Annotated in this window: 17 protein-coding genes and 1 tRNA gene; 5 read left to right on the top strand and 13 right to left on the bottom strand. The window is 56.1% G+C overall.

Features of this window, described 5'->3' with window-relative positions; translation table 11 throughout:
- Positions 1-177 precede the first annotated feature (177 nt).
- A complete protein-coding gene (locus VFA76_03645) occupies positions 178-759 on the bottom strand; it encodes a cupin domain-containing protein (GenBank protein ID HZR30933.1) in 582 nt (193 codons plus the stop codon).
- Positions 756-1,490: a sigma-70 family RNA polymerase sigma factor gene (locus tag VFA76_03640; GenBank protein HZR30932.1), complete on the bottom strand. Its 735-nt coding sequence runs from the start codon at positions 1,488-1,490 to the stop codon at positions 756-758. The genes VFA76_03645 and VFA76_03640 overlap by 4 nt, the downstream gene beginning before the upstream one ends.
- Before the next feature lie 238 nt (positions 1,491-1,728).
- On the opposite strand from VFA76_03640, the gene VFA76_03635 reads away from it, so the two are divergent.
- Positions 1,729-2,169, top strand: coding sequence for a response regulator (locus VFA76_03635; GenBank protein ID HZR30931.1), 441 nt, complete (start codon positions 1,729-1,731; stop codon positions 2,167-2,169).
- 327 nt (positions 2,170-2,496) lie between these two features.
- Here VFA76_03635 and VFA76_03630 read toward each other — a convergent pair.
- Positions 2,497-2,589 (bottom strand) — tRNA-Ser (locus VFA76_03630).
- A gap of 186 nt (positions 2,590-2,775) precedes the next feature.
- On the opposite strand from VFA76_03630, the gene VFA76_03625 reads away from it, so the two are divergent.
- The 3 genes from VFA76_03625 to VFA76_03615 are packed head-to-tail and all read left to right on the top strand — an operon-like array spanning position 2,776 to position 5,146.
- Positions 2,776-3,711: a chromate resistance protein ChrB domain-containing protein gene (locus tag VFA76_03625; protein ID HZR30930.1), complete on the top strand. Its 936-nt coding sequence runs from the start codon at positions 2,776-2,778 to the stop codon at positions 3,709-3,711.
- Positions 3,708-4,175, top strand: coding sequence for a chromate resistance protein ChrB domain-containing protein (locus VFA76_03620; GenBank protein HZR30929.1), 468 nt, complete (start codon positions 3,708-3,710; stop codon positions 4,173-4,175). The genes VFA76_03625 and VFA76_03620 overlap by 4 nt, the downstream gene beginning before the upstream one ends.
- 29 nt (positions 4,176-4,204) lie before the next feature.
- Positions 4,205-5,146, top strand: coding sequence for a DUF1259 domain-containing protein (locus VFA76_03615; protein HZR30928.1), 942 nt, complete (start codon positions 4,205-4,207; stop codon positions 5,144-5,146).
- Positions 5,147-5,643: 497 nt separating this feature from the next.
- On the opposite strand, the gene VFA76_03610 is transcribed toward VFA76_03615, so the two are convergent.
- The 10 genes from VFA76_03610 to VFA76_03565 all read right to left on the bottom strand — a co-directional run bounded on the left by VFA76_03610 (position 5,644) and on the right by VFA76_03565 (position 17,706).
- Positions 5,644-6,390 (bottom strand): 2OG-Fe(II) oxygenase, encoded by a 747-nt coding sequence (locus VFA76_03610; GenBank protein HZR30927.1) that lies wholly within the window; start codon positions 6,388-6,390, stop codon positions 5,644-5,646.
- Entirely contained in the window at positions 6,378-7,061 is a 684-nt protein-coding gene (locus VFA76_03605) for a GNAT family N-acetyltransferase (protein HZR30926.1), read from the bottom strand. Before VFA76_03605 ends, VFA76_03610 begins: the two co-directional genes overlap by 13 nt.
- A 97-nt stretch (positions 7,062-7,158) precedes the next feature.
- Positions 7,159-8,445 carry a metallophosphoesterase gene (locus tag VFA76_03600; protein HZR30925.1) on the bottom strand — a complete coding sequence of 429 codons (1,287 nt, stop codon included), beginning with the start codon at positions 8,443-8,445 and terminating at the stop codon, positions 7,159-7,161.
- A 136-nt stretch (positions 8,446-8,581) separates the two neighbouring features.
- Positions 8,582-9,259, bottom strand: a complete 678-nt coding sequence (phoU, locus tag VFA76_03595; GenBank protein HZR30924.1) for a phosphate signaling complex protein PhoU — start codon at positions 9,257-9,259, stop codon at positions 8,582-8,584.
- Positions 9,259-10,020, bottom strand: a complete 762-nt coding sequence (gene pstB, locus VFA76_03590) for a phosphate ABC transporter ATP-binding protein PstB (protein ID HZR30923.1) — start codon at positions 10,018-10,020, stop codon at positions 9,259-9,261. Before pstB ends, phoU begins: the two co-directional genes overlap by 1 nt.
- 1 nt (position 10,021) lies before the next feature.
- Positions 10,022-10,900, bottom strand: coding sequence for a phosphate ABC transporter permease PstA (pstA, locus tag VFA76_03585; protein ID HZR30922.1), 879 nt, complete (start codon positions 10,898-10,900; stop codon positions 10,022-10,024).
- Positions 10,890-11,933, bottom strand: coding sequence for a phosphate ABC transporter permease subunit PstC (gene pstC, locus VFA76_03580; protein HZR30921.1), 1,044 nt, complete (start codon positions 11,931-11,933; stop codon positions 10,890-10,892). Before pstC ends, pstA begins: the two co-directional genes overlap by 11 nt.
- 160 nt (positions 11,934-12,093) lie before the next feature.
- The gene (locus VFA76_03575; GenBank protein ID HZR30920.1) at positions 12,094-13,842 is read right to left on the bottom strand and encodes a putative porin; all 1,749 of its coding nucleotides are present in this window, start codon (positions 13,840-13,842) and stop codon (positions 12,094-12,096) included.
- Positions 13,843-13,927: 85 nt separating this feature from the next.
- The gene (gene pstS, locus VFA76_03570; GenBank protein ID HZR30919.1) at positions 13,928-14,959 is read right to left on the bottom strand and encodes a phosphate ABC transporter substrate-binding protein PstS; all 1,032 of its coding nucleotides are present in this window, start codon (positions 14,957-14,959) and stop codon (positions 13,928-13,930) included.
- Positions 14,960-15,168: 209 nt separating this feature from the next.
- Positions 15,169-17,706: a M1 family aminopeptidase gene (locus VFA76_03565; protein ID HZR30918.1), complete on the bottom strand. Its 2,538-nt coding sequence runs from the start codon at positions 17,704-17,706 to the stop codon at positions 15,169-15,171.
- Here VFA76_03565 and VFA76_03560 point away from each other — a divergent pair.
- Positions 17,705-19,249 carry a tetratricopeptide repeat protein gene (locus tag VFA76_03560; GenBank protein HZR30917.1) on the top strand — a complete coding sequence of 515 codons (1,545 nt, stop codon included), beginning with the start codon at positions 17,705-17,707 and terminating at the stop codon, positions 19,247-19,249. The genes VFA76_03565 and VFA76_03560 overlap by 2 nt on opposite strands.
- The last annotated feature ends 47 nt before the right edge of the window (positions 19,250-19,296 follow it).

The following is a 19,296-nucleotide window of genomic DNA, read 5'->3' as shown; positions in this document are numbered from 1 at the left end:
CTCGAACGACCGTCTGGCCGAGCTTGTTTTTGGAGCGGAAAGTATATCAAGCAGGTCGAAGTCAGGGCCCTGAATGCGTTCCGCTTTGGCAGATGCGATCACGAAAGGCGATAGATGTCCACCTGAAGATTTCGAATCCCTTATTGCGTCGCTCCGCAGTGGGATTAGAGGTCGGAATCAGAAAAGGGAGTCTTCCGTCGAGGTGAACAGAAAGCAGGTACAGCCGGTTTCACTCCACACTCGATGATCGACGCTGCCCGCCTCGCTGTGGATGAAATCGCCAGGGTACAGTGTTCTCTCATCGACCTTCAGTATGCCGTGAAGAAGATGCAGTTCTTCGATGCCCGCATGCCGGTGTCCTGGATAATCCGTTCCCGGATCAAGCCGGACCAACATGCTCACGCTATCGTTTTCCGAGTCCCTCGCGAGTATCTTGACGTGGATACCTGGCGCCGCTTCCTCCCACTCTGGTTTAGCCGGTTCGTCCAACCGAAGTACGAACCGCTGCGAGCCTCCTTCGCTGGCGATTCGCTTCGCCAACCGACCCCATAGCGATTCCGCGGGGCGCAAGACATCGGTGGGCCAGCCAACAAATGACCGGACAATAGGCCGGAGTGTCTCGATTTCCTGGCGGCAATCCTCGCACGACGAGACTTGAGCTTCAACTGAAGCCATCTCGGACGGAGGAAGCGCCTGCAATACAAACAGGAACACGAGATCCAGATGCTCTTGACTGTGTGTGCCCGGTCTTGAGTTCATGCGGCCTTCGTTTTTCCTTTTAGCGCTTCTCGAAGTTTTCCTAGTCCAGAGCGGATTCGCGTCTTCACGGTTCCAAGAGGTTGATTCAACTTCCTTGCCGTTTGTTCATAAGTCAATTCAGAGAAAAATGCGGTTCCGATCGTTTTTCGTTCTTCTGGATTCAGGGTCTCAAGCGCATTCCGCAACAGGCGGCTCTCCTCCTCAAACAGACAAGCCTGCTGAGGATCAACCATGTCCGTTGTCGGCCCCAAACTGTGCGGATACGTGTTCACTCTTTTCTTTCTCTGGTCGAACCGCAGGCGATCAATCGCCCGGCTGCGCGCCTGATTCATGATCCAGCCGACCACCGATCCGTTCGCAGGATCATAGCTCGAGGCTCTTCGCCACACGTCATAGAAGACATCGAGCGTGACTTCTTCGGCAGTTTCTCGATTCATGATTATCCGCACGATCAACGTGAAAACGATTCGATGCGTTTGCTCGTAAAGGGAATACAGTGCGCGCTGGTCACCTCCGGCGACGGCTCGGACGAGCTGTAACCACTCATTCTCGGATACGCGAGTCTTTGACTTATCCGCATCGAGAATGTCCCCGAGCCTCTTCGTAATCGGCTCACTCACACCAGAATTGTGCCCGGGGCATTGCTGCCCGTCAATAGGCCGGAAAGCGATCCGGCACTTAATACTCGCAGCCTGCGCGTCGCCTTGCCCTGACACCAGGATAAACGCCAAAAGTCTGCCGCCGGATTTGAATGGAAACCAATTTGAATGGAAACCAACAAGTACGAATCTTGACCCGGGGGACGAATGATTATTGTGTGCTGGGTACAAATCCCAAAGCTGATCTTTGACGTTATTCAGGACAAATGATGATTGGGCCAGGTCCTTCCTGCCAGACATCCGTTCCCACATCGTCGGCCAGCCGCTGCCGACGCCCATCGAGGAACACCCAAGGGTGCAGAGGTCCCTCATGAGCCGGCGAATACTGCTCGTGGATGATGAGCTTGCAATTCTGCTGACACTAAAAGCGATTTTGGAGATGAACGGCTTCGAGGTCGTCACCGCTGCCTCCTCTGCTGAAGCCAAGGTCAGACTCGGAGCTGAGACGTATGACTTGGTTATCACTGATCTGAAAATGGAGCATGAAAACGCCGGCTTTGACGTGGTACGGTTCGCCAGAGAACAGAGTCACCGTCCCGCGGTTGCAATTCTGACCGCTTGCCCCGATCTTGGCAGGGATTGGAAGGAACAGGGCGCAGATAACCTATTGATAAAGCCTATGAATACGGCGGAACTATTGGAGTGTATTGAGGCTCTTGTGGCAGGACAACAGAGCACAACCTGGCGGGAGAAGAAAACCTCAATTGTCACCAAAGGCGTACGGCTTCCCTTGGGAGGGACGGCGAGCTAGCACTTCGGCTGGCGGACTAAAGCAGCAGTTGGGCCGAGCCCGCAGACAAGGGGTATTGAAACACAACACAACAGTAGAAGGTCGTTAGTTTTCGGAACAAGACCTGGGAAGATCATGAGAGACGATAATATTTATGGCATATCAGTCCGTGCTGAAAAGGGTTTCACACAGCATCCGGCCGATGATTTTAGGGAACCAGTAGTAGAAGGCCGCGAAGAGCGGGAAGACCGCCCCCGGCGCCTGAAAGTCGCAAGCCAACGCAGATCATGTAAGGAAGGTCACAGGCGACGCCGGTAAACGGGCCATAGCCGTACAACTTAGAAGAACTGGCGGAGAGGGGGGGATTCGAACCCCCGATAGAGCTTTTGACCCTATAACGGTTTAGCAAACCGCCGCCTTCAGCCACTCGGCCACCTCTCCGGCGACGTGCCAGCAACAGTTTACCATCATCCTCTCAGTTCAACTGCTGAGCTGTTGCCTTACGGCGATTTTGGCTCGCTTCAAAGGCGTCCTGGAGAGCCGCATCGCTCACCGGTACGGCGAGATCGTGGCCCCACTCCCCCTTCCCTCTCCGGCATTGTTGTTATACGTATATCATGTATTATAATGCCGATGCTTGCGGACGAAACCCGCGCGCCCTGGCTATTGCTCGTATTCAAGCTTCCCGTGCGACAAGCGAGCGGCAGGGTGGACATCTGGAGAAAGCTTAGGCGCTATGGGGCACTTCCCATGCTGACGGCCGGCTACGTACTCCCGAATACCCCAGCTAACCGAGAGCGGTTCGAATGGCTTACTGCTGCCATTCGCAAATACAAGGGACAGGCGTCGGTAGTGCAGGCACAGTCGATTGGCGATCTCCCCGACAAGAAGCTCGCGCAACTCTTCACAGAGGCGCGTTCCCGTGACTACGAACTGGTATTGAGGAAACTCCGCAAGCCGCGACAGTCGGTGAGCAAGCTGTCACGTCTTCGTAAACGTTTTCAGGACATCGTAGAAATTGATTTCTTCAACAGCCCGCTGCGCGCCCGAGTGGAGGCGGCATTTGGCCGTCGCGACGATGTTTACAAAGTTGCGGAACCGAAGAAACAACAGGTTTCTTCCAGGAAGAAATACTCGAACCGAACCTGGATGACTCGGCCACGCCCCGGCATCGACCGAGTTTCATCTGCCTGGCTCATTCGGCGCTTCATTGATCCCAATGCAAAGTTTGTGTTCGGCGCCACTCCCGAACAGCACCCCGAGGCCATCCCGTTTGACATGTTTGGGACCGAAGGATTCGGCCATCGCGGCGACGACTGCAGCTTCGAGACACTGCGGAGGCAATTCGCAATACGCGGTCGCCGAATTGCGGTCATAGCAGAAATGATTCATGACGCTGACATAGGAGATGAGAAATTTGGGCGGGTGGAGGCTGTGGGGCTGGATCGCACCCTCATCGGATGGGCGCAGCAAGGGATTTCTGACGAGACATTGCTTCAAAGGGGCATGGACCTGATCGAAGGTCTCTATCAATCAATGTCTGAGACGGGGAGGATGCGATGAAATGGATAACCCGAGCCAACGTAAAGGTAGATCGTGTGGCATGCCCGTGGCTCATCCGGCGATTCATTGATCCCCAGGCTGAGTTTTTATTCGTTAGCGAGGAACGTCTGCTGGAGGCAGCGCAACGCGAGCAGGCGACGGCTTTCGACGCTCCCAGAATCAAAGAGGTCCCGCTGAACCATCGGGGGAAATGTTGCACCTTCGAAGCCATTCTTTCTGACTACAAGCTGCGTGATCCGGGACTGGCACGGCTTGCGCTCATTGTTCGGGCCGCAGATGTGCGCGGCCAGGAGCACGTGGCGAAAGAAGGTACAGGCTTAAAGGCAATCGCCCACGGTTTCGCGGCGCTGGGCATCCCAGATCATGAACGACTGGCTAAGATGTTTCCCATGTACGACGCGCTCTTTGAGTATGAACAACGCGTGAAAAGGAGCGTGCCCGATTTGTGGGTGCGCTACTGGTAACCAGCACAAGCACCAGGAAGGAACTTCTTATGAAGACTGCAGACGAAACAACACGGCACGTAAACTCTTTTCTCATCCCGACAATAACCCTCGTCGTCCTTTTAACGTTGGGCAGCGCACAGTTCTTGGGGCAGGCAACAAATGAGAAATCCGACTGGAAACCGGTGGAAGATGCTATGGGCCGCTCCGGCAAGCTCCAGCCGGGTGATGTCTTTAAATTCGGAATGCCTCGTAAAGACCTGCAAGTCACAGTGAACGGAGTTCAGGTGAAGCCGGGGCTGGCGCTTGGTTCGTGGGCCGCATTCAAAAAAATGGGTGAAGAAGCGATGGTGATGGGCGACCTGGTGCTGACAACCGATGAAGTTGAACCAGTAATGCTGAAGCTGCAGCAGGAGGGCATCGAACAAACCGCATTGCACAACCACCTGCTCGGTGAATCGCCACGCGTCATGTACATGCACATTGCTGGCCGCGGCGATGCAGTGAAGCTGGCCAGGGCGCTGCATGATGCGCTTGCGCTGACCAAGACTCCCGCTGAAGGAAATCCCCCATCAAGCCCGCCAAAGCTGGACATTGACACTGCCGGGATTGATGAAGCTCTGGGGCGAAAGGGCAAGAACGACAATGGCATCTACAAAATTGAGGTTCCACGGTCCGAAAAGATAACAGACAGCGACATGGAAGTGCCGCCATCAATGGGGGTGGCGACGGCAATCAACTTTCAGCCGACCGGCGGCGGCAAGGCTGCAATCACTGGAGATTTCGTGTTAATCGCCAGCGAAGTCAATCCGGTGATCAGGGCGTTGCGTGAAAACGGCATTGCAGTCAATGCGGTACACAATCACATGCTGAACGAGAATCCGCGGTTGTTCTTCATACACTATTGGGCGAATGCGGATGCCGTGAAACTGGCACACGGGATACGAGCCGCGCTCGACAAGACTAATTCGGCAAAGGCAACGGGACAATGATCTTCAGGACCGGTCGGTTGCGCTCAGGAATTTACTAAGAGGAACGGAGGGAGAGAAAATTAAAAGGGCTGCGACATTGGTTATGCTCTAGCCGCCAGCTATTTGCGAGAAAGCTGACAGCGTGGAAACATGCACCGTCACAGCCCCTGATGCGACCACTGCTTTCGCAGTTCCAAACCCCAACGCTCCTCGCAGAGTTGTTGGTTTTTTCGGGTTTGGTCGCCCAGTGAGTTTCCCCACCAAGCTGATCACCCAGCCTACTTCGGACTGACTGACTTGCGTCAATCAACCCTTTCAGCCATCGACGGGATGGAAGTTAAGCGTTTCGCCACGAATTGTCAATGCCGGATATTGGTGCAACTAAGAAGAGAGCGCCACGTCTGGAGCTTTGCCTCTAAGCCATTGCCAAATATTCGTTTATCAAGAGTGACCATCCTGTTTTCCTTCATTTTCCACAAGAGATTCCACAGCGACACCGGGGCGATGCAGGACTATTTCTACTGTGCATCATGAAAGATCACGCCCAAAGTGTAGCGCTCACCGCTCAGAATCGGGCTCACGCCGTGGCGGAAGTTGGTACGGTAGTGACCACGAGATCCCTTTGCCGGACGGTATCGCGTGCTTATGACAACCGCATCGCCCTGCAGCAGACGAACTGCGTGGCCGACGGACTGCGCGCGCGGCCGTTGTTCCACCAGCAACAGTTCGCCTCCCGTGAATTCGACTTCCGGCTGGCTCAATCCGAAAATCACCTGGAAGGGAAATACGATCTCGCCGTAGACGTCCTGATGCAAACAATTAAAATCTCCTGCGCGATAGCGAAGTAGCAGCGGAGTCGGGCGGGTCTGACCATGAGCGTGACACTGCTTAAGGAAGCTAGGCAAAGTGTTGGGGAATTTAGCGGGTAGCGCAAGCGCGGCCATCCACTCGTTTGCTGTACCGACCAGCTTCGGATAAAGGAGCTCGCGAAGCTCCGCCACCAAAGTGGGGAGCGGATACGCAAAATACTGGTATTCGCCGCGGCCAAAGCGATAGCGTGCCATGTCAATTCGGCTGCGAAAAAGCTCGGGATGCAAATAGAGGGAGCGCAGTTCCTCGCATTCCGTCTGTCTCAGGACTTTTCCCAGTCGGGCGTAGCCAAAATTCCACAGGTCGTCCCGCACCGCTGGCCAATCCAGTCCCGCGATGCGGTCCGCGGCGGTTCCGCTTATGGACGACGCTTTGCTTAAGGTTAGTCTGTGCAATTTTGAATCACAGAAAGATGCAGTAGTCGCCTGTCTCTGAAGCCCAGACGCTTGTATAGCTCGACCGCCCGCAGATTTCCTGGACGCACATGCAGAAACGGAATTTCGCCGCGGTGGTGAATTCGCTCCATCAAAATAGCCATGAGTGCGGTGGCATATCCATGTCCGAGGTAATCGGGATGGGTGCATACGGCACTCACCTCGGTGTACCCGGGAATTCGCAGCCGCTCGCCTGCCATCGCGACCAGCTTTCCGGAATCGCGGATCCCGATATAGTCGCCCAATTCGTGGGTACGAAGGCCGAACGGCCCGGGCTTGGTTAACCTGGCAAGAGCCAGCATCTCAGGCGCATCTGCCGCTGTCAGCTCAATGAAGTCGAGCTTTTTTGTTTGGCGGACCCCGTTTTCACACGCCATTTGCAATAGTGGCGTACTTTCTATGACTCGCCACTCTCTGGGGGGCTCCTGGGGACTTTCAAGAAAGAGGGCGGAGGGTGTTTTGGCTGAGGGCAAAGATGCTAAGGACTCGTAACCTTCTGCCGTCAGCGATGACACAGCGGCAAGAGAGGTGATGTCGGTGGGAAATCTCCGCGCATAGTCGCCAGCTTCAGCAAATTTTGCCTGCCTGGTGGTGAGTGCTCTCCATATGACGTTGTCGAGTGGATGCGTCATCTCAGCCGGCCATTCTTTACTCACCTACGGTAAAGTTCGCATGAAGATCTATCTATCCGAAACTTGCGCTTGAACAAGGGCCCTGGACGTTACCGGTTCACGCTCGGCGCAACGTGAGCAACGTAATTTCGGGTGGCACACCAAGTCGAACCGGTATGCCGATGGTCCCCAAGCCGCGGTTCACGTATAAGGAGGCGTGGCCGCCCGGATCGCGGGGCGAAGCGTCGGCAGTTTTCCCAGCGCCGGCTCCAAAGGAACGCTGATAGAGTCCGGCCGGGTAAGCGGTAATGAACCGCGCGGGCGTGAAGCGGTGGTCCAGGATTTCAACTTTGACTTGGCCGCCGTGAGTATGTCCAGCAAGTGTCAATTCAATACCCAGTTCGCGGGCGCGATCGAAAGCATTGGGATTGTGGGACAGCAGAATGTTGGGCATATCTCGCCGGATTAATGCCTCAACTCCGCGCAACATCTCCAGGCGCTCGCCCGACCACGAATGTTGCCGTTGATAGTCCACTCCGATCAAGTTGAACTTCATGCCACGCCAGGTGAGCTCTGTATTCTGCTGGCGCAACATCTGCATGCCGTGTTGCCGAAACAGTTCTTCAGCGGCATCTTCTGCGTCGGCGTAGATCTCGTGATTGCCGTTGCACCCCCACACTCCCAGAGGTGCGCGCAAACGGCCCAGTTCTTTTACGCATTGCTCCAGGGGATCGCCGGGACCTGTCAGCAGATCGCCGGTAACCGCAACCAGTTCCGCGTCAAGTTGGTTAGCCAGGTCCACAGCTCGAGCGACCTCACTGCGGGGCATATAGTCGCTGATGTGAATGTCGCTGAGCTGGGCGATTCGGAGACCATCGAGCGCAGGCGGAAGCCCCGTGATTGGGACCTCCACTCGACGCACCGTGTAACGGAAACGCTCAGCCGCGAATCCGTAAACGGCGGCTGCAAAGGGCAGCGCCCCCGCCGCGAACGTAGCCGTGCGGAGGAAATACCGCCGTGAGCCGTCCACCAAGTCAGGCACATTTGCGCTGCGAGGTCCCAACCGGCGCAAGGCTGCTGCTACGATCCGCCAAAGCTTCCCCGCCCCGCGCACAACCTGCACCGCCAGGTAGGAAACGATGGACCCGCCCAACCACAGCGCCAGCAGGATTGAGGACCAGGCATAGTATTCCTGGTGGGGAGAGGGCCAGCCCGCTATCCCCGCGACCCTCTGGGCAAGTAGCAGCAGGAAGAGCGAGACCGCACCGATCCATGACCAGCGGAGAACGAACCGCAGCTTAGGGTGCTGCACCCGGGCGATGCGCCGCCGGCTCCGTACAATCCAGAACCGCTGTGAGAAGTAAAGTAACGTCAGAAAGACGATAAGAAAAAGAAACCGAACCATCCAAACAGTCATAGAGACCCGATCACCCATCGGAAGTGAAGCACTGCCCTCACCCCACCGAAAGCTGGTACCAGAGATGATTTTGCTATTGGATTAGATTCAGCGAAGTGAAGGCCGGACACTTTGAAAAAGCGCACTACCTGGCAGTCACGTGGCCGGTCCCGAAGGAGTGCCGTACGTCTGCCCCGCGCACCCAGAAGATCACGTCTTCGGCAATATTGGTGGCGTGGTCAGCCACCCGCTCGAGATTTCTGGAGATGAGAAGTGCATCGAGCGCTTGCCGCGTGACCGTAGGATTTTCATTCATGGTGCGGACCAAGGTAATGAAAGCCTCGTCGCGCATGCGGTCCACAACATTGTCCATTTCCAGGACGGCCTGAGCCAGTTCGGCCTTGCCTTCGATGAACGATTCCAGCGAGCGCTGGACCATAGCCGACGCGGCGGAAGCCATACGAGGAATGTCCACGGGCAAGTCGGCCGCTGGCATGTCAACCATGTCCATAACTCTCTCCGCTATGTTCACGGCTTGGTCGCCGACGCGCTCAAGGTCAGCATTAATCTTGACCACCGCCAGGATGAAGCGGAGGTCAATCGCCATGGGCTGTTGCATGGCGAGCAGGTCGAGGGCAATCTCGTCAATTTCGCGCTCGGCGATGTTGATCAGGTCTTCACCTTCCAGCACACGACGGCAGAGGACGAGATCGCGCTCGCGATAAGCCTGGCAGGCGCGTTCCACTGCCTGTTCAGCCAAGCCTCCCATTTTGAGCAGCTTTTCCCGTAACTCTTCCAACCCTTGCTGAAATTTGGTCCGCATTAGCCGAACCTGCCTGTGATGTAGTCTTCCGTGCGTTTCTCGGAAGGTTTGGTGAAGATTTTTTCCGTCTTATCAAATTCGATGAGTCGCCCTAACAGGAAAAATCCCGTAAACTCCGCCACTCGGGCGGCTTGCTGCATGTTGTGGGTGACAATCACTATGGTGTACTTCTCTTTCAATTGAAATATAAGGTCCTCTACCTTGCCGGTGGAAATAGGATCCAACGCCGAGGCGGGTTCGTCCATCAACAATACATTAGGTTCGACAGCAAGCGCACGCGCAATGCAGAGCCGCTGTTGCTGCCCGCCGGAGAGGCTGGCCCCGGACTGCTTCTTGAGCTGATCTTTCACTTCATCCCAGAGTGCCGCCATGCGCAAAGAGCGCTCCACGATCTCGTCAAGCCGCCGGGCATTGCGGAATCCATTCAGCTTAAGGCCGGCCGCCACATTGTCATAAATTGACATGGTGGGAAATGGGTTTGGTTTTTGGAAAACCATACCCACATGCCGGCGTATTTGGACGGCTGGGGTTCCATTGCCGTACACATTGATATCGCCAATACGAACCTGACCTGATACTCGAGTATCAGGCAAGGTTTCGTGCATGCGGTTTAAACAACGAATGAACGTGGATTTACCACACCCGGAAGGCCCAATGATTGCAGTGGCGTGGTTAGGAGCAATAGACATGGTGATGTCATGCAGGGCTTGATTTTGTCCGAACCAGGCATTCAGGTCCCGCACTTCGACGCCTACACCCATGTCAGTTGGTCCCCTTCAACAGCCCGCGACTGGCAACAATTCTTACAATGGCCACAACGCTAACAATAAGCACGATTAACACCAGAGCACCCGCCCATGCCTGGCGGTGCCACTCATCATAGGGAGAAATGGCATACGCGAAAATCTGTAACGGCAGCGCGGCGGTGGGCTGGTCCAGTTTCCAGTTCCAGTATTGATTACCGAAGGCCGTAAACAAGAGAGGTGCTGTCTCACCCGCGACTCGGGCAAATGCCAGCATAATTCCCGTAATAATTCCGGCAGCAGCTGTTCGTAGAGTAATGGACACCGTCGTTCGCCACCGTGAAATCCCCAATCCTAAAGCCGCCTCCCGCACAGACAGTGGAACCAGCAGCAACATTTCCTCTGTAGCGCGGCTTATGGTGGGAATCATCATAATGCTCAGTGCCACGCCACCCGCTAACGCAGAGAAGTGTTTCTGGCGGAACACCACAAGTCCGTAAGCGACAATGCCGATTACAATTGAGGGTACGCCATTTAGCACATCGGCTGTGAAGCGGATAGCATTTCCGAAGCGATTACGTCCGTATTCGGCGAGAAATACTCCGGCACCGATACCGACCGGCACTCCGATAAGGCTGGCGATCGCCAGAATCACACCTGAGCCAGCGATGGCATTGCCCATGCCCCCACCCACTTCGCCCACGGGCTTGGGAGTCTGAGTCAGGAAAGCCCAGTTGATGGAACTAAGACCACGCTGCATCAGGTACAGAAAGATCGCAGCTAGGGGCAAAAGCACCAGCAGAATTGCCAGAACTGCACATGCCGTGGCAAGGTGGTCTTTTACCGTGCGGGCCCAGCTGATGCGATCTTGGGACATCACATCTGACCTACTGGGCATGCACCCTCGCAGGGACACCGCGGGTCACCGTCCACACCAGGAGCCGCGCGAAACCGTTCACCACAATGGTGACCAGGAACAAGGCTAATCCGATCTCAACCAGCGCACTCAGGTACAGGTTGCCGGTGGCCTCGCTAAACTCGTTAGCGATTACGCTCGCCATGGTGTAACCGGGTGCGAGCAGCGACTTGGCGATTTCCGGGCGGTTGCCGATCACCATAGTAACGGCCATGGTCTCGCCAAGCGCCCGCCCAAGGCCCAGGATGATCGCGCCTAGAATGCCCGCACGCGCATTGCGCAACACCCCCATGCGGATCATCTCCCAGCGGGTGGCCCCCAGCGCCAACACAGCCTCGCGTTGCTGCCGGGGAACTGCGGTGAGAACATCTCGCGTCAGGGAAGAAATAATGGGTACCACCATGATCGCCAACACCACCCCGGCTGCCAACATACCAATTCCGTAAGGCGGGCCTTCAAACAGCCGAGTCCAACCAAAATACTTCGCCAGCCAAGGTTCCACGTACAGCCGGAGGAGCGGCACCAGGACAAATATCGCCCACAGTCCATAGATCACGCTAGGAATGGCGGCCAGTAACTCGGTTGTGAACGAGAGTATCCCGCGCAGCCGGGCGGGACACATTTCCGCAATGAAGACGGCGGCCCCGACTCCCAGCGGCACCGCCAACGCTAGAGCCACCAAGGATGAAACCAGAGTGCCGTAAATAAAAGGCAACGCACCGAAATTGCCGGCAACCGGGTCCCATATCTGGGTCTTGAAGAATCCCCAACCGAACTGGTGTAGGGAAAGGCGGGAATTCAAAACCAACTCCAAAACTATGAGCACCAGGATGATCATGACGGTCATCCCACAAGCCATCATGGCCACACCGAAAGCGGGATCACTCAGCCTGCCGAAGAAACCGGTGCCTGCACGCAGAAGCGGGACGGCCCCACCACTCTCCCCTGCGGGAGGTAAAGAGGTTGGACCGGCGGACGAAGCTGGAGTAGCAGTGCCCTTAGTGATTCGAGGCACCGGAAGGGCGCTATTGCTCACCCTCAAAAAATATCAGAATAGTGTTACAGCCATGTTAAAAGGGGAGCCAGCAGGACACCCCTGATTTCTCCTGAATTATTTCAAAAACGAACAAGCGTCAGTGGGTTAGCTGACGCTTGTTCTGCTCTGCGTTAATGACCTAGAAACTGTAAACCAAATCGAACTGCATGCGCTTGAGGTAAGGCTCAACCTGCCCGGGCTTGATTCCGGAAGCCAGAGCAGCGTGCTGCAGGTTGCTGTTCAGAGTACGCCCAACCCACAGGGTGTAGCCCGCTACGATATTCTTGCGGACCTTCCACTGCACATAGGCGCGATGCTGAACAATATTGGTGGGAGCGCGCTGATCGCTCTCATTGAAAGCGGCCAGCACCGAGTCCTGCTCCTGCCGTAGGAACGCATAGCCAAATTGCAGGTCGTTCTTGTTCTTGGTTTGACCCAGGCTGAGCTCCCCGTAATAGGCATGCGCCTGACGTCCGACGCCTACGTTGTTCGGGTGCCGGGCGTTGAGGTTGTTCTCATACTCCAGGAGAAAGTTGAGAGGCAGCCTCTCCATACCGGTCTTCACTTGGGTGTTCAACAGGGCATCGGCGTAAAGAAAGCGTGACCTGAAGTGCGGTACTCCCTTAGCATCCACAACCGTCGCGTTCGTGAAGCCGTTGGGCGCGAACACGCAAGGTGGGAAGCTAGGCAACCCTGATCCGCCGGCGCAGCCCGGGCCAGGCCCTGTGATAGGGAGCGGACCAATCACCGGAGTACCAACCGGCGGCGGAGTACCTGTGCTCGGCGATCCGGTAGTTGTGGCGCCCACTGTGAACGCCGATGCTTGCAGGAGGGCATCAGGCAGATGCCAGTTCAAGAGAGTGGCAGATGGAGTTATGGTGATGCGGTCCTTCATGAAGGACAACTTGGTGGAAACCTGACCACCCGCCGCATAGGAATCGGGGCCTTTCGACACTTCGTTAAAGAATAGTTCCATACCCTGAAGGGTCACATTCTTGATGAACGGCGATTTCAAATCGAACGAGAGCTTCTGGCTGAAACCTTCGGGATTCAGGTCGGGGTCGAAAGTGACGGAGGTTCGGTTCCAGCTGTAAGCGAATTTTCCGCCCGTCAGCGACAGCCACTTGTGGGCTGTAGGGTTGTAAATTATGTAGGCGCGATCCCAACCAACAAGCTTCCGATTGAACGCGTTGGTAAGAGTTTCGTTCGTGGTGGTGGGATCAGCGTTGGAGCCTGAGGCCACGAAGAGACCGCCGACAAAGTCCTCACTCAACTGTCCTTCCACTCCAAAGCGTGCCCGGAAGCGCGCGCGATTGCGGTCAAAGCAGCCTTTGCAGCCGCTGTAGTCCTGGACGAGGTTTTCACCGCGTACGCGCACGTCGCCAGTAAAGCGGAAGCGGCTGAGAAAGTCTTGAATGCCTGAAAGCTTTTTCTGCTCATCCAGTGCCGTTTGCACGGTGCTGGTCATGTTTGTTTTTACGTCCGCAACGTCAGTCTGTAGCTTGGTGACCGGGTCCTTCTGCTCGTTAGCCGCGGTTTCAGCCGCCGCCGCCTTCTCCTGTGCAGTAGTGGCTGCCGACTGTGCCTGCTGGAGCTGGCTCAGGCTTTGCTGCGTGGCTTGATCACGACTCTGCAGCTGCTGTTTCAATTCCAACAACAGCTGCTGTTGCTGCTGGATCTGTGCTTGCTGCGCTGCCAGAGCATCTCGCAGTGCCTGAATATCGCTGTTGCCCGCGGTCGTTGTGCTGGCGCCCCGTCTTACAGTGGTCGTCTTTTTTGTAGTGCTGGTTGTCTTTCTTGTGGTGCCGGTTCCCTGCGTGCCCTGCGCCAACAGAGCCGGCACAAGCGACAGGAATAGAAGGAATTGCCACAGAGTCTTGCTAGTCACTCGAGTTCTCCTTATGGGCTTCGCTGCTTTAATGGAACGCAAGTTGTTGTGGTGTACACATTCCGGTTAGTGAACTGCCTTTTTGTCAGTGGATCTGGTTGATCTTGGCCTTTACTTTTTCTGCGACGTTAGGCGGCAAAGGCGCATAGTTTAGTTGGGTTGCCATCGGCTCACCCTGGTCCAACATCCAAACCAGAAAATCATGCAGGACCTTGCCCTTGGCAGGATCCTTGGACTTGGCCGGAATCAGCAGCCAAGTGAAGCTGGCGATGGGATAGGCATCCTTGCCCGGCGCATTAGTGATGGACACGCGGAAGTCGTCCGGCATGGTTTTTGCCGACGCGGCTGCTGCGGTAGTGCTCTCGAGGCTGGCTTTGACGAAATTTCCCGCAGCATTCTTTACCGGCCCGTACGAAATCTTGTTTTGCAGGGCGTAGATCAGCTCCACATACCCTAGGGCGCCATCCATTTGCCGCACCATACCGGCAACGCCTTCATTTCCTTTAGCACCGACGCCAACGGGCCACTGCACCGAGGTGCCTTTCCCTACTTTGGATTTCCATTCGGGACTAACCTTTGAGAGAAAGTCGGTAAAGATGTAGCTTGTACCGCTGCCGTCCGAGCGATGGACAACGACAATTGGCTTGTCTGGAAGTTTTAGCCCCGGATTAGCTGCGGCGATCTGCTTATCGTTCCAATTGGTGATGTTGCGCAGGAAAATGCCCGCCAGCACTTGGGGCGTGAACTTAATTTCTTCGCTTACGCCAGCAATGTTGTAGGCGGGCACAACGGAGCCCAGCACGGTAGGAATATGGGAAAGTTGGAATGGCGCATCCCTCAGCTGCTCGTCCGACATCGGGCCATCACTGGCGCCGAAATCTACAGTGCCGGCGGTCACCTGGCGAATACCGCCGCCGCTTCCGATGGATTGGTAATTAATCTGCACCTCAGGGTGCAGCTTGTGATATTCACTGAACCATTTGGAATAAATGGGATAAGGGAAAGTTGCGCCTGCGCCGTTCAGGTTGATATTTTGCGCAGTGGCCGTCAAGGCCAACGTCCCACACAGCGCCGCTAGAAGAATTAAGACAAACACGAATACGTTCCACCGTGTCACTGGTTGTTCCTCCTATTGGCTCAGTTGTATGGGCGAAACATTACAGGAGTGTTAAAGCTGGTTGAATATTCCGTGAAAGCGATAAGGGCACGGCCCCAACCGTACCCAATCCCTCTCATTGCGTACACATCTTGTATCTGGAAAACAAACAGGGCGGGTTAAGGTGTGATGAATTCTCGGTAAATAAGTTCTTACATACACGGAAGGTTTTAGCGCACTTGGGCGAGAACGCTCTGATAAGGATCCATTATCAACTTGTGCGCGCCAATGGGAGCCGTTAGCCGGAAATGGGTCTCATGACCTTCGGCAAAGACTCGGCCCAGCAGCAGTTGCGATCGCGTTCCGGTAACCGCATAGATCGGGACCGAAGTGACCAGATCGTCGGGCGCATCTTCCTGCAGAATTGTTCCTGTCACCTCGGCAGTTGCGCCACGGGGAACAAATTTCATGTCCCTGATGCGCAAGCGCGGGATCGCCGTCCCATTCACCCAGCCCTGAAAAAACCAGTCCAGTGATTTGCGGTTTTCATACCTGAGCACGGCCGGCAGCTGTTCCTCGAATGCTTCCTGGACATCGCTCAAGGTCATTTCCTTACCGGCGTAGCGCTCTTGCAATCTTCGCAGCACTTGCCAAAACAGCTCGTCACCTCCTGCAGCGTTACTTCGCGCCGGCAGTCGCGCAACACTTGGCCCGGCAGCATCGCGCAACATGTGACGCAGCATATGGAAAAGCCACGTCCCCCGGCCGTAGGCAACCTCGTCATAGGCGGTAGGAAATCGCGACGACGAAAGCCTTATTCCCAGAGTTACGGGTCCGGCATCTTTCAGGGGCATCCCCTCTTTATTATTGGCGAGCAGCTGCTGACGATAATGGTCCATCACCGCTGCGAATTGTTGTGGGCTGTCATTCTCGACCATCATGAGGGCGCAATAATTCGCCAGCGCTTCTGAGATCCACTGGTCCCGGTAGCTGCGCCACATCACCAGATCACCCCACCACTGATGAGCGGTTTCGTGCCACTGCATTAAGCGGCCGTACAACACATCCGCCGTCGGTGAGAGGCGCAGGTTTGCCCTGTCTTCGGGCTGAAGGAAGGTATAGCTGGAGAGGTACACCAGCCCCGGCCAACCTTGGCTGCTCGGGCCAGGGATTTGGGTGAGCGCCAGAGAACTATAAGGAAACGGACCGAGGCGCGACGACCAGTAGTCAATGGCGCGGGCCGATTTTTCAGCCACCGATTGCGCATTGCGGGCCGGTGATGGGACCTGAGGTGGGACCAGATCGGGCGGGTGCTCAAAAGGTGGAGCAGGGATTGCACCCTCGGGAGACAGGCTAGGTGTTACTGTCGTATGCGGCCGCGGAAATGCGTGCTCGACGCCGGCGGCATAAGTCTGGACTTCCACCTTGCCGGCCCGCGCCACCGCACGGACATAACGTCCCATATTGAATCCCGCTAGAGGAATGGGCCTTTCCGTCTGCCAGTGGGAAACCTGTTCGCTCCCTGCAGTATTGCTGGAGGAAGGCTTCGGAGTTCCAGGGCGGCTCATCAGCTTACCGGTAGCCAGGAGCGTCCAGCCGACAGGATAACGAAATTCCATCTCGAACTGCGCATTCGCCATGCCGCGATTCGGATACCACGTGCCGCGTGCTCCAACGTACAGCAATCCTCCTCCGGCATCGGAGAGCACCGAGCCCGAATACTTAAATCGCAATCTCAGTCGCTGCCCGCTTTGCAACAGTTGGGGAAAAATCACCGCCACCACGTCGTTGCTTCGGCGGGCTCGCTGAGTGCCTTCTACAGAAGGATTATGGATAAACTCCACCGGCTTGCCGTCCGACTCAACCGCCTGGACCTCCAAAAAGCGCGAAAGCTCGAACAAGAGCGTGCGATCCCCACCGCGTCGTACCTGCAGGTCCAATGTGGTCTCTGCGGTGAGATTCTCTGGCGGCGTCACATTGGCGTGGATCTCATAGCGCGAGATCTCAACTTTATCTTCCCTGTGAAATTTCCTGCCGGAGGCCTCGGTTCTATTGGGAAGCAACCGTGAGGAGCGAGTGGCGAAAGAAGTCCACATATCGTAGTAGCTGGCGCCTTCCCTGCGGTTCAGCTGCCCAACAGAGATTTGCTCCGCCAACGTGGAATCAAAGTACACGTCGAAAAGACCTCGGCGCTGATTCTGCAGCCGCGCATGCAGGAAGCGGTCCTCGTCTCCTGCCGTGACTGCGACCTGGCTGCCTACCCCATCCGGACTCGGCAAGCTTCGGCTAAACGTAAGCAGAAGCCGAAGCGCGTCAGTTCCGGCCAAATTTCTTGCAGCGGCATCTAGCCGGCCGACATAATCCTGGGCGTCAGAGGCGGCACGAAGGGCGGGTTGCAACTGCTCGAAGGTGTCATCATTAAAGCGCAAGTAGGCACTAGTGAATTTCTCCTCCAGGATGGCAGACCCAGTAAACAGCGCCATGGAGGAACGTTCCGCCTGGTCAGGCGGCACCAGCAAGATTTCGCCCTCGCCCTCGAAGAAGGCACCGGTCACTCGGCCCAACACATTACGCGTGAAAGCAATCCTGCCGTCATCAAGGCTGATATGCAGGTCTTCCCGGTCGAGGGAGGCATCCCGCACCAGGTACACACGGGACGGATCCAGTCCAACATTGCCGAGTTGGACGTACAGAGCCTCCGCAGTGAGGGCATCGTGAGCGACTGGCGCAGCTTGACCTTCGCGTGTTGGGCCGGCGAGGGCAGGCATGAAAAACATCAGAGACATCGCGAGCGCGCAAACGGAAGTTGTGACGGGACAAGAGATTACGCTGGTTACTTTGGTGACGGTGGAGGCCCGCGGACGCACTGCTAGAATCCGCCCCGTGCGGGCCTTTTCGAGCTTTTCATTAATGTTGATGCTTGCTTGTGCGCTCTCCGCGCCCGCAGACACTATTCACCTCAAAAACGGCCGACTCATCTACGCCGACCGTGTACGCCAAGCCACAAAAAACGTCGAGTATGACATCGGTGATAACTCCTATGCTATCCCCAAGTCAGTAGTAGATCACGTTGAAAGCGGCGGCGCGGCGAGGGCTCACTCCAGCAGCGGACAAGGCGCGAGTGATTCGGCAACTCAGCTTCCGGCCTTCGTCCCCAATAACAATCTGGACCAAACCCAGCTTCCGGTTACCGTGGTTAAAGACGGCCGGATTGACGATTCGGCACTGGAATCTCTTGAACGTTGGGGCAGCTCTGGCCTCTTGGCGGCGGGTTATTTTGAGGCGGGCAAGCACGAATTAGAGCGGGGACACAGCGACCAGGCGCGAGGCTACTTCACTCGTGCCCTCAGCTATGCCCCGGGTGACGCCGTTATCCTTACCCACTACGCAGCCCTCCTGGTGAATGTGCGGGAGTTCGCAGAGGCGGCCTCAGTCGCGCAGCGCGCAGTTCGAGTTGATCCGAACTCTGCCGACGCCTATGCCGTACTTGGCTTTGCCCAGTTTGGCGCAGACCACAGCGACCAAGCGGTACGTTCATGGAAGCGTTCTCTGCAGTTGCGGCCGGATGCACTGATCCGACAATACCTGGATAAGGCAGAACGTGAACTTAAGGCGGAGTCGGACTTTTCAGAGCGCGAAACCGGACACTTCACTTTGCGCTATGAGGGCAAGCAGACTTCGGAAAACTTTCGACGCGAATTGATGGAGACGCTGGAAAGCAACTACCAGGATCTTTCGCGACAGCTGAGCGTGGTTCCGCGCAACAGTATCGCCGTAGTGCTTTATACCGAAGAGGCATTTTTCGATGTAACTCAAGCTCCCAGCTGGTCGGCTGCAGTGAACGATGGAAAGCTACGCATCCCCATCCGCGGAATGACCTCGATCACACCAGAGCTGGCGGGAGTGCTTCACCACGAATTGGCCCACTCATTTATTAACGATGTAAGCCGGGGGCGCGCGCCGCAATGGCTGCATGAAGGCATAGCGCAACTGGTTGAGCCGCGTGATCCCGGTGCCTTCGGGCAACGATTGGGACAGGTTTTCCGTGCACACCACGGTATCCCGTTCAACATCCTGGAACGAAGCTTTACCGGGTTTTCTGGCCTTGAGGCACGAATGGCCTATGACGAGTCATTGGCTGCCGCCGCCTACATCCGCGACACCTTTGGCATGGATGATCTGCGCCGTATTCTGGAGAGAATCGGTGAAGGGAACTCCCCCGAGGCCGCCCTGCGCACCACGATTCATGCTGATTATGCAAGCCTTGAGACCGAGATCGGCAATTACTTGAAAGATAAGTACGGGGAATAAGGCCCGGTCCAGGTCAACCTCTTCGCCGATCCCGACACTCACCCTCC

The organism is Terriglobales bacterium, from assembly GCA_035651655.1.
Classification (GTDB): Bacteria; Acidobacteriota; Terriglobia; order Terriglobales; family Acidobacteriaceae; genus DASRFG01.
Note: the sequence above shows the minus strand (reverse complement) of the source record. Positions and strands in the feature narration are given on the sequence as shown.

Excerpts from the sequence above, each read along its gene's own strand:
- VFA76_03605 (HZR30926.1), bottom strand. The coding sequence starts at position 7,061 with ATGACGCATCCACTCGACAACGTCATATGGAGAGCACTCACCACCAGG.
- VFA76_03620 (HZR30929.1), top strand. The coding sequence starts at position 3,708 with ATGAAATGGATAACCCGAGCCAACGTAAAGGTAGATCGTGTGGCATGC.
- VFA76_03635 (HZR30931.1), top strand. The coding sequence starts at position 1,729 with ATGAGCCGGCGAATACTGCTCGTGGATGATGAGCTTGCAATTCTGCTG.
- VFA76_03625 (HZR30930.1), top strand. The coding sequence starts at position 2,776 with ATGCCGATGCTTGCGGACGAAACCCGCGCGCCCTGGCTATTGCTCGTA.
- VFA76_03645 (HZR30933.1), bottom strand. The coding sequence starts at position 759 with ATGAACTCAAGACCGGGCACACACAGTCAAGAGCATCTGGATCTCGTG.
- VFA76_03600 (HZR30925.1), bottom strand. The coding sequence starts at position 8,445 with ATGGTTCGGTTTCTTTTTCTTATCGTCTTTCTGACGTTACTTTACTTC.
- VFA76_03565 (HZR30918.1), bottom strand. The coding sequence starts at position 17,706 with ATGCCTGCCCTCGCCGGCCCAACACGCGAAGGTCAAGCTGCGCCAGTC.
- pstB (HZR30923.1), bottom strand. The coding sequence starts at position 10,020 with ATGGGTGTAGGCGTCGAAGTGCGGGACCTGAATGCCTGGTTCGGACAA.
- phoU (HZR30924.1), bottom strand. The coding sequence starts at position 9,259 with ATGCGGACCAAATTTCAGCAAGGGTTGGAAGAGTTACGGGAAAAGCTG.
- VFA76_03560 (HZR30917.1), top strand. The coding sequence starts at position 17,705 with ATGAAAAACATCAGAGACATCGCGAGCGCGCAAACGGAAGTTGTGACG.
- pstA (HZR30922.1), bottom strand. The coding sequence starts at position 10,900 with ATGCCCAGTAGGTCAGATGTGATGTCCCAAGATCGCATCAGCTGGGCC.
- VFA76_03615 (HZR30928.1), top strand. The coding sequence starts at position 4,205 with ATGAAGACTGCAGACGAAACAACACGGCACGTAAACTCTTTTCTCATC.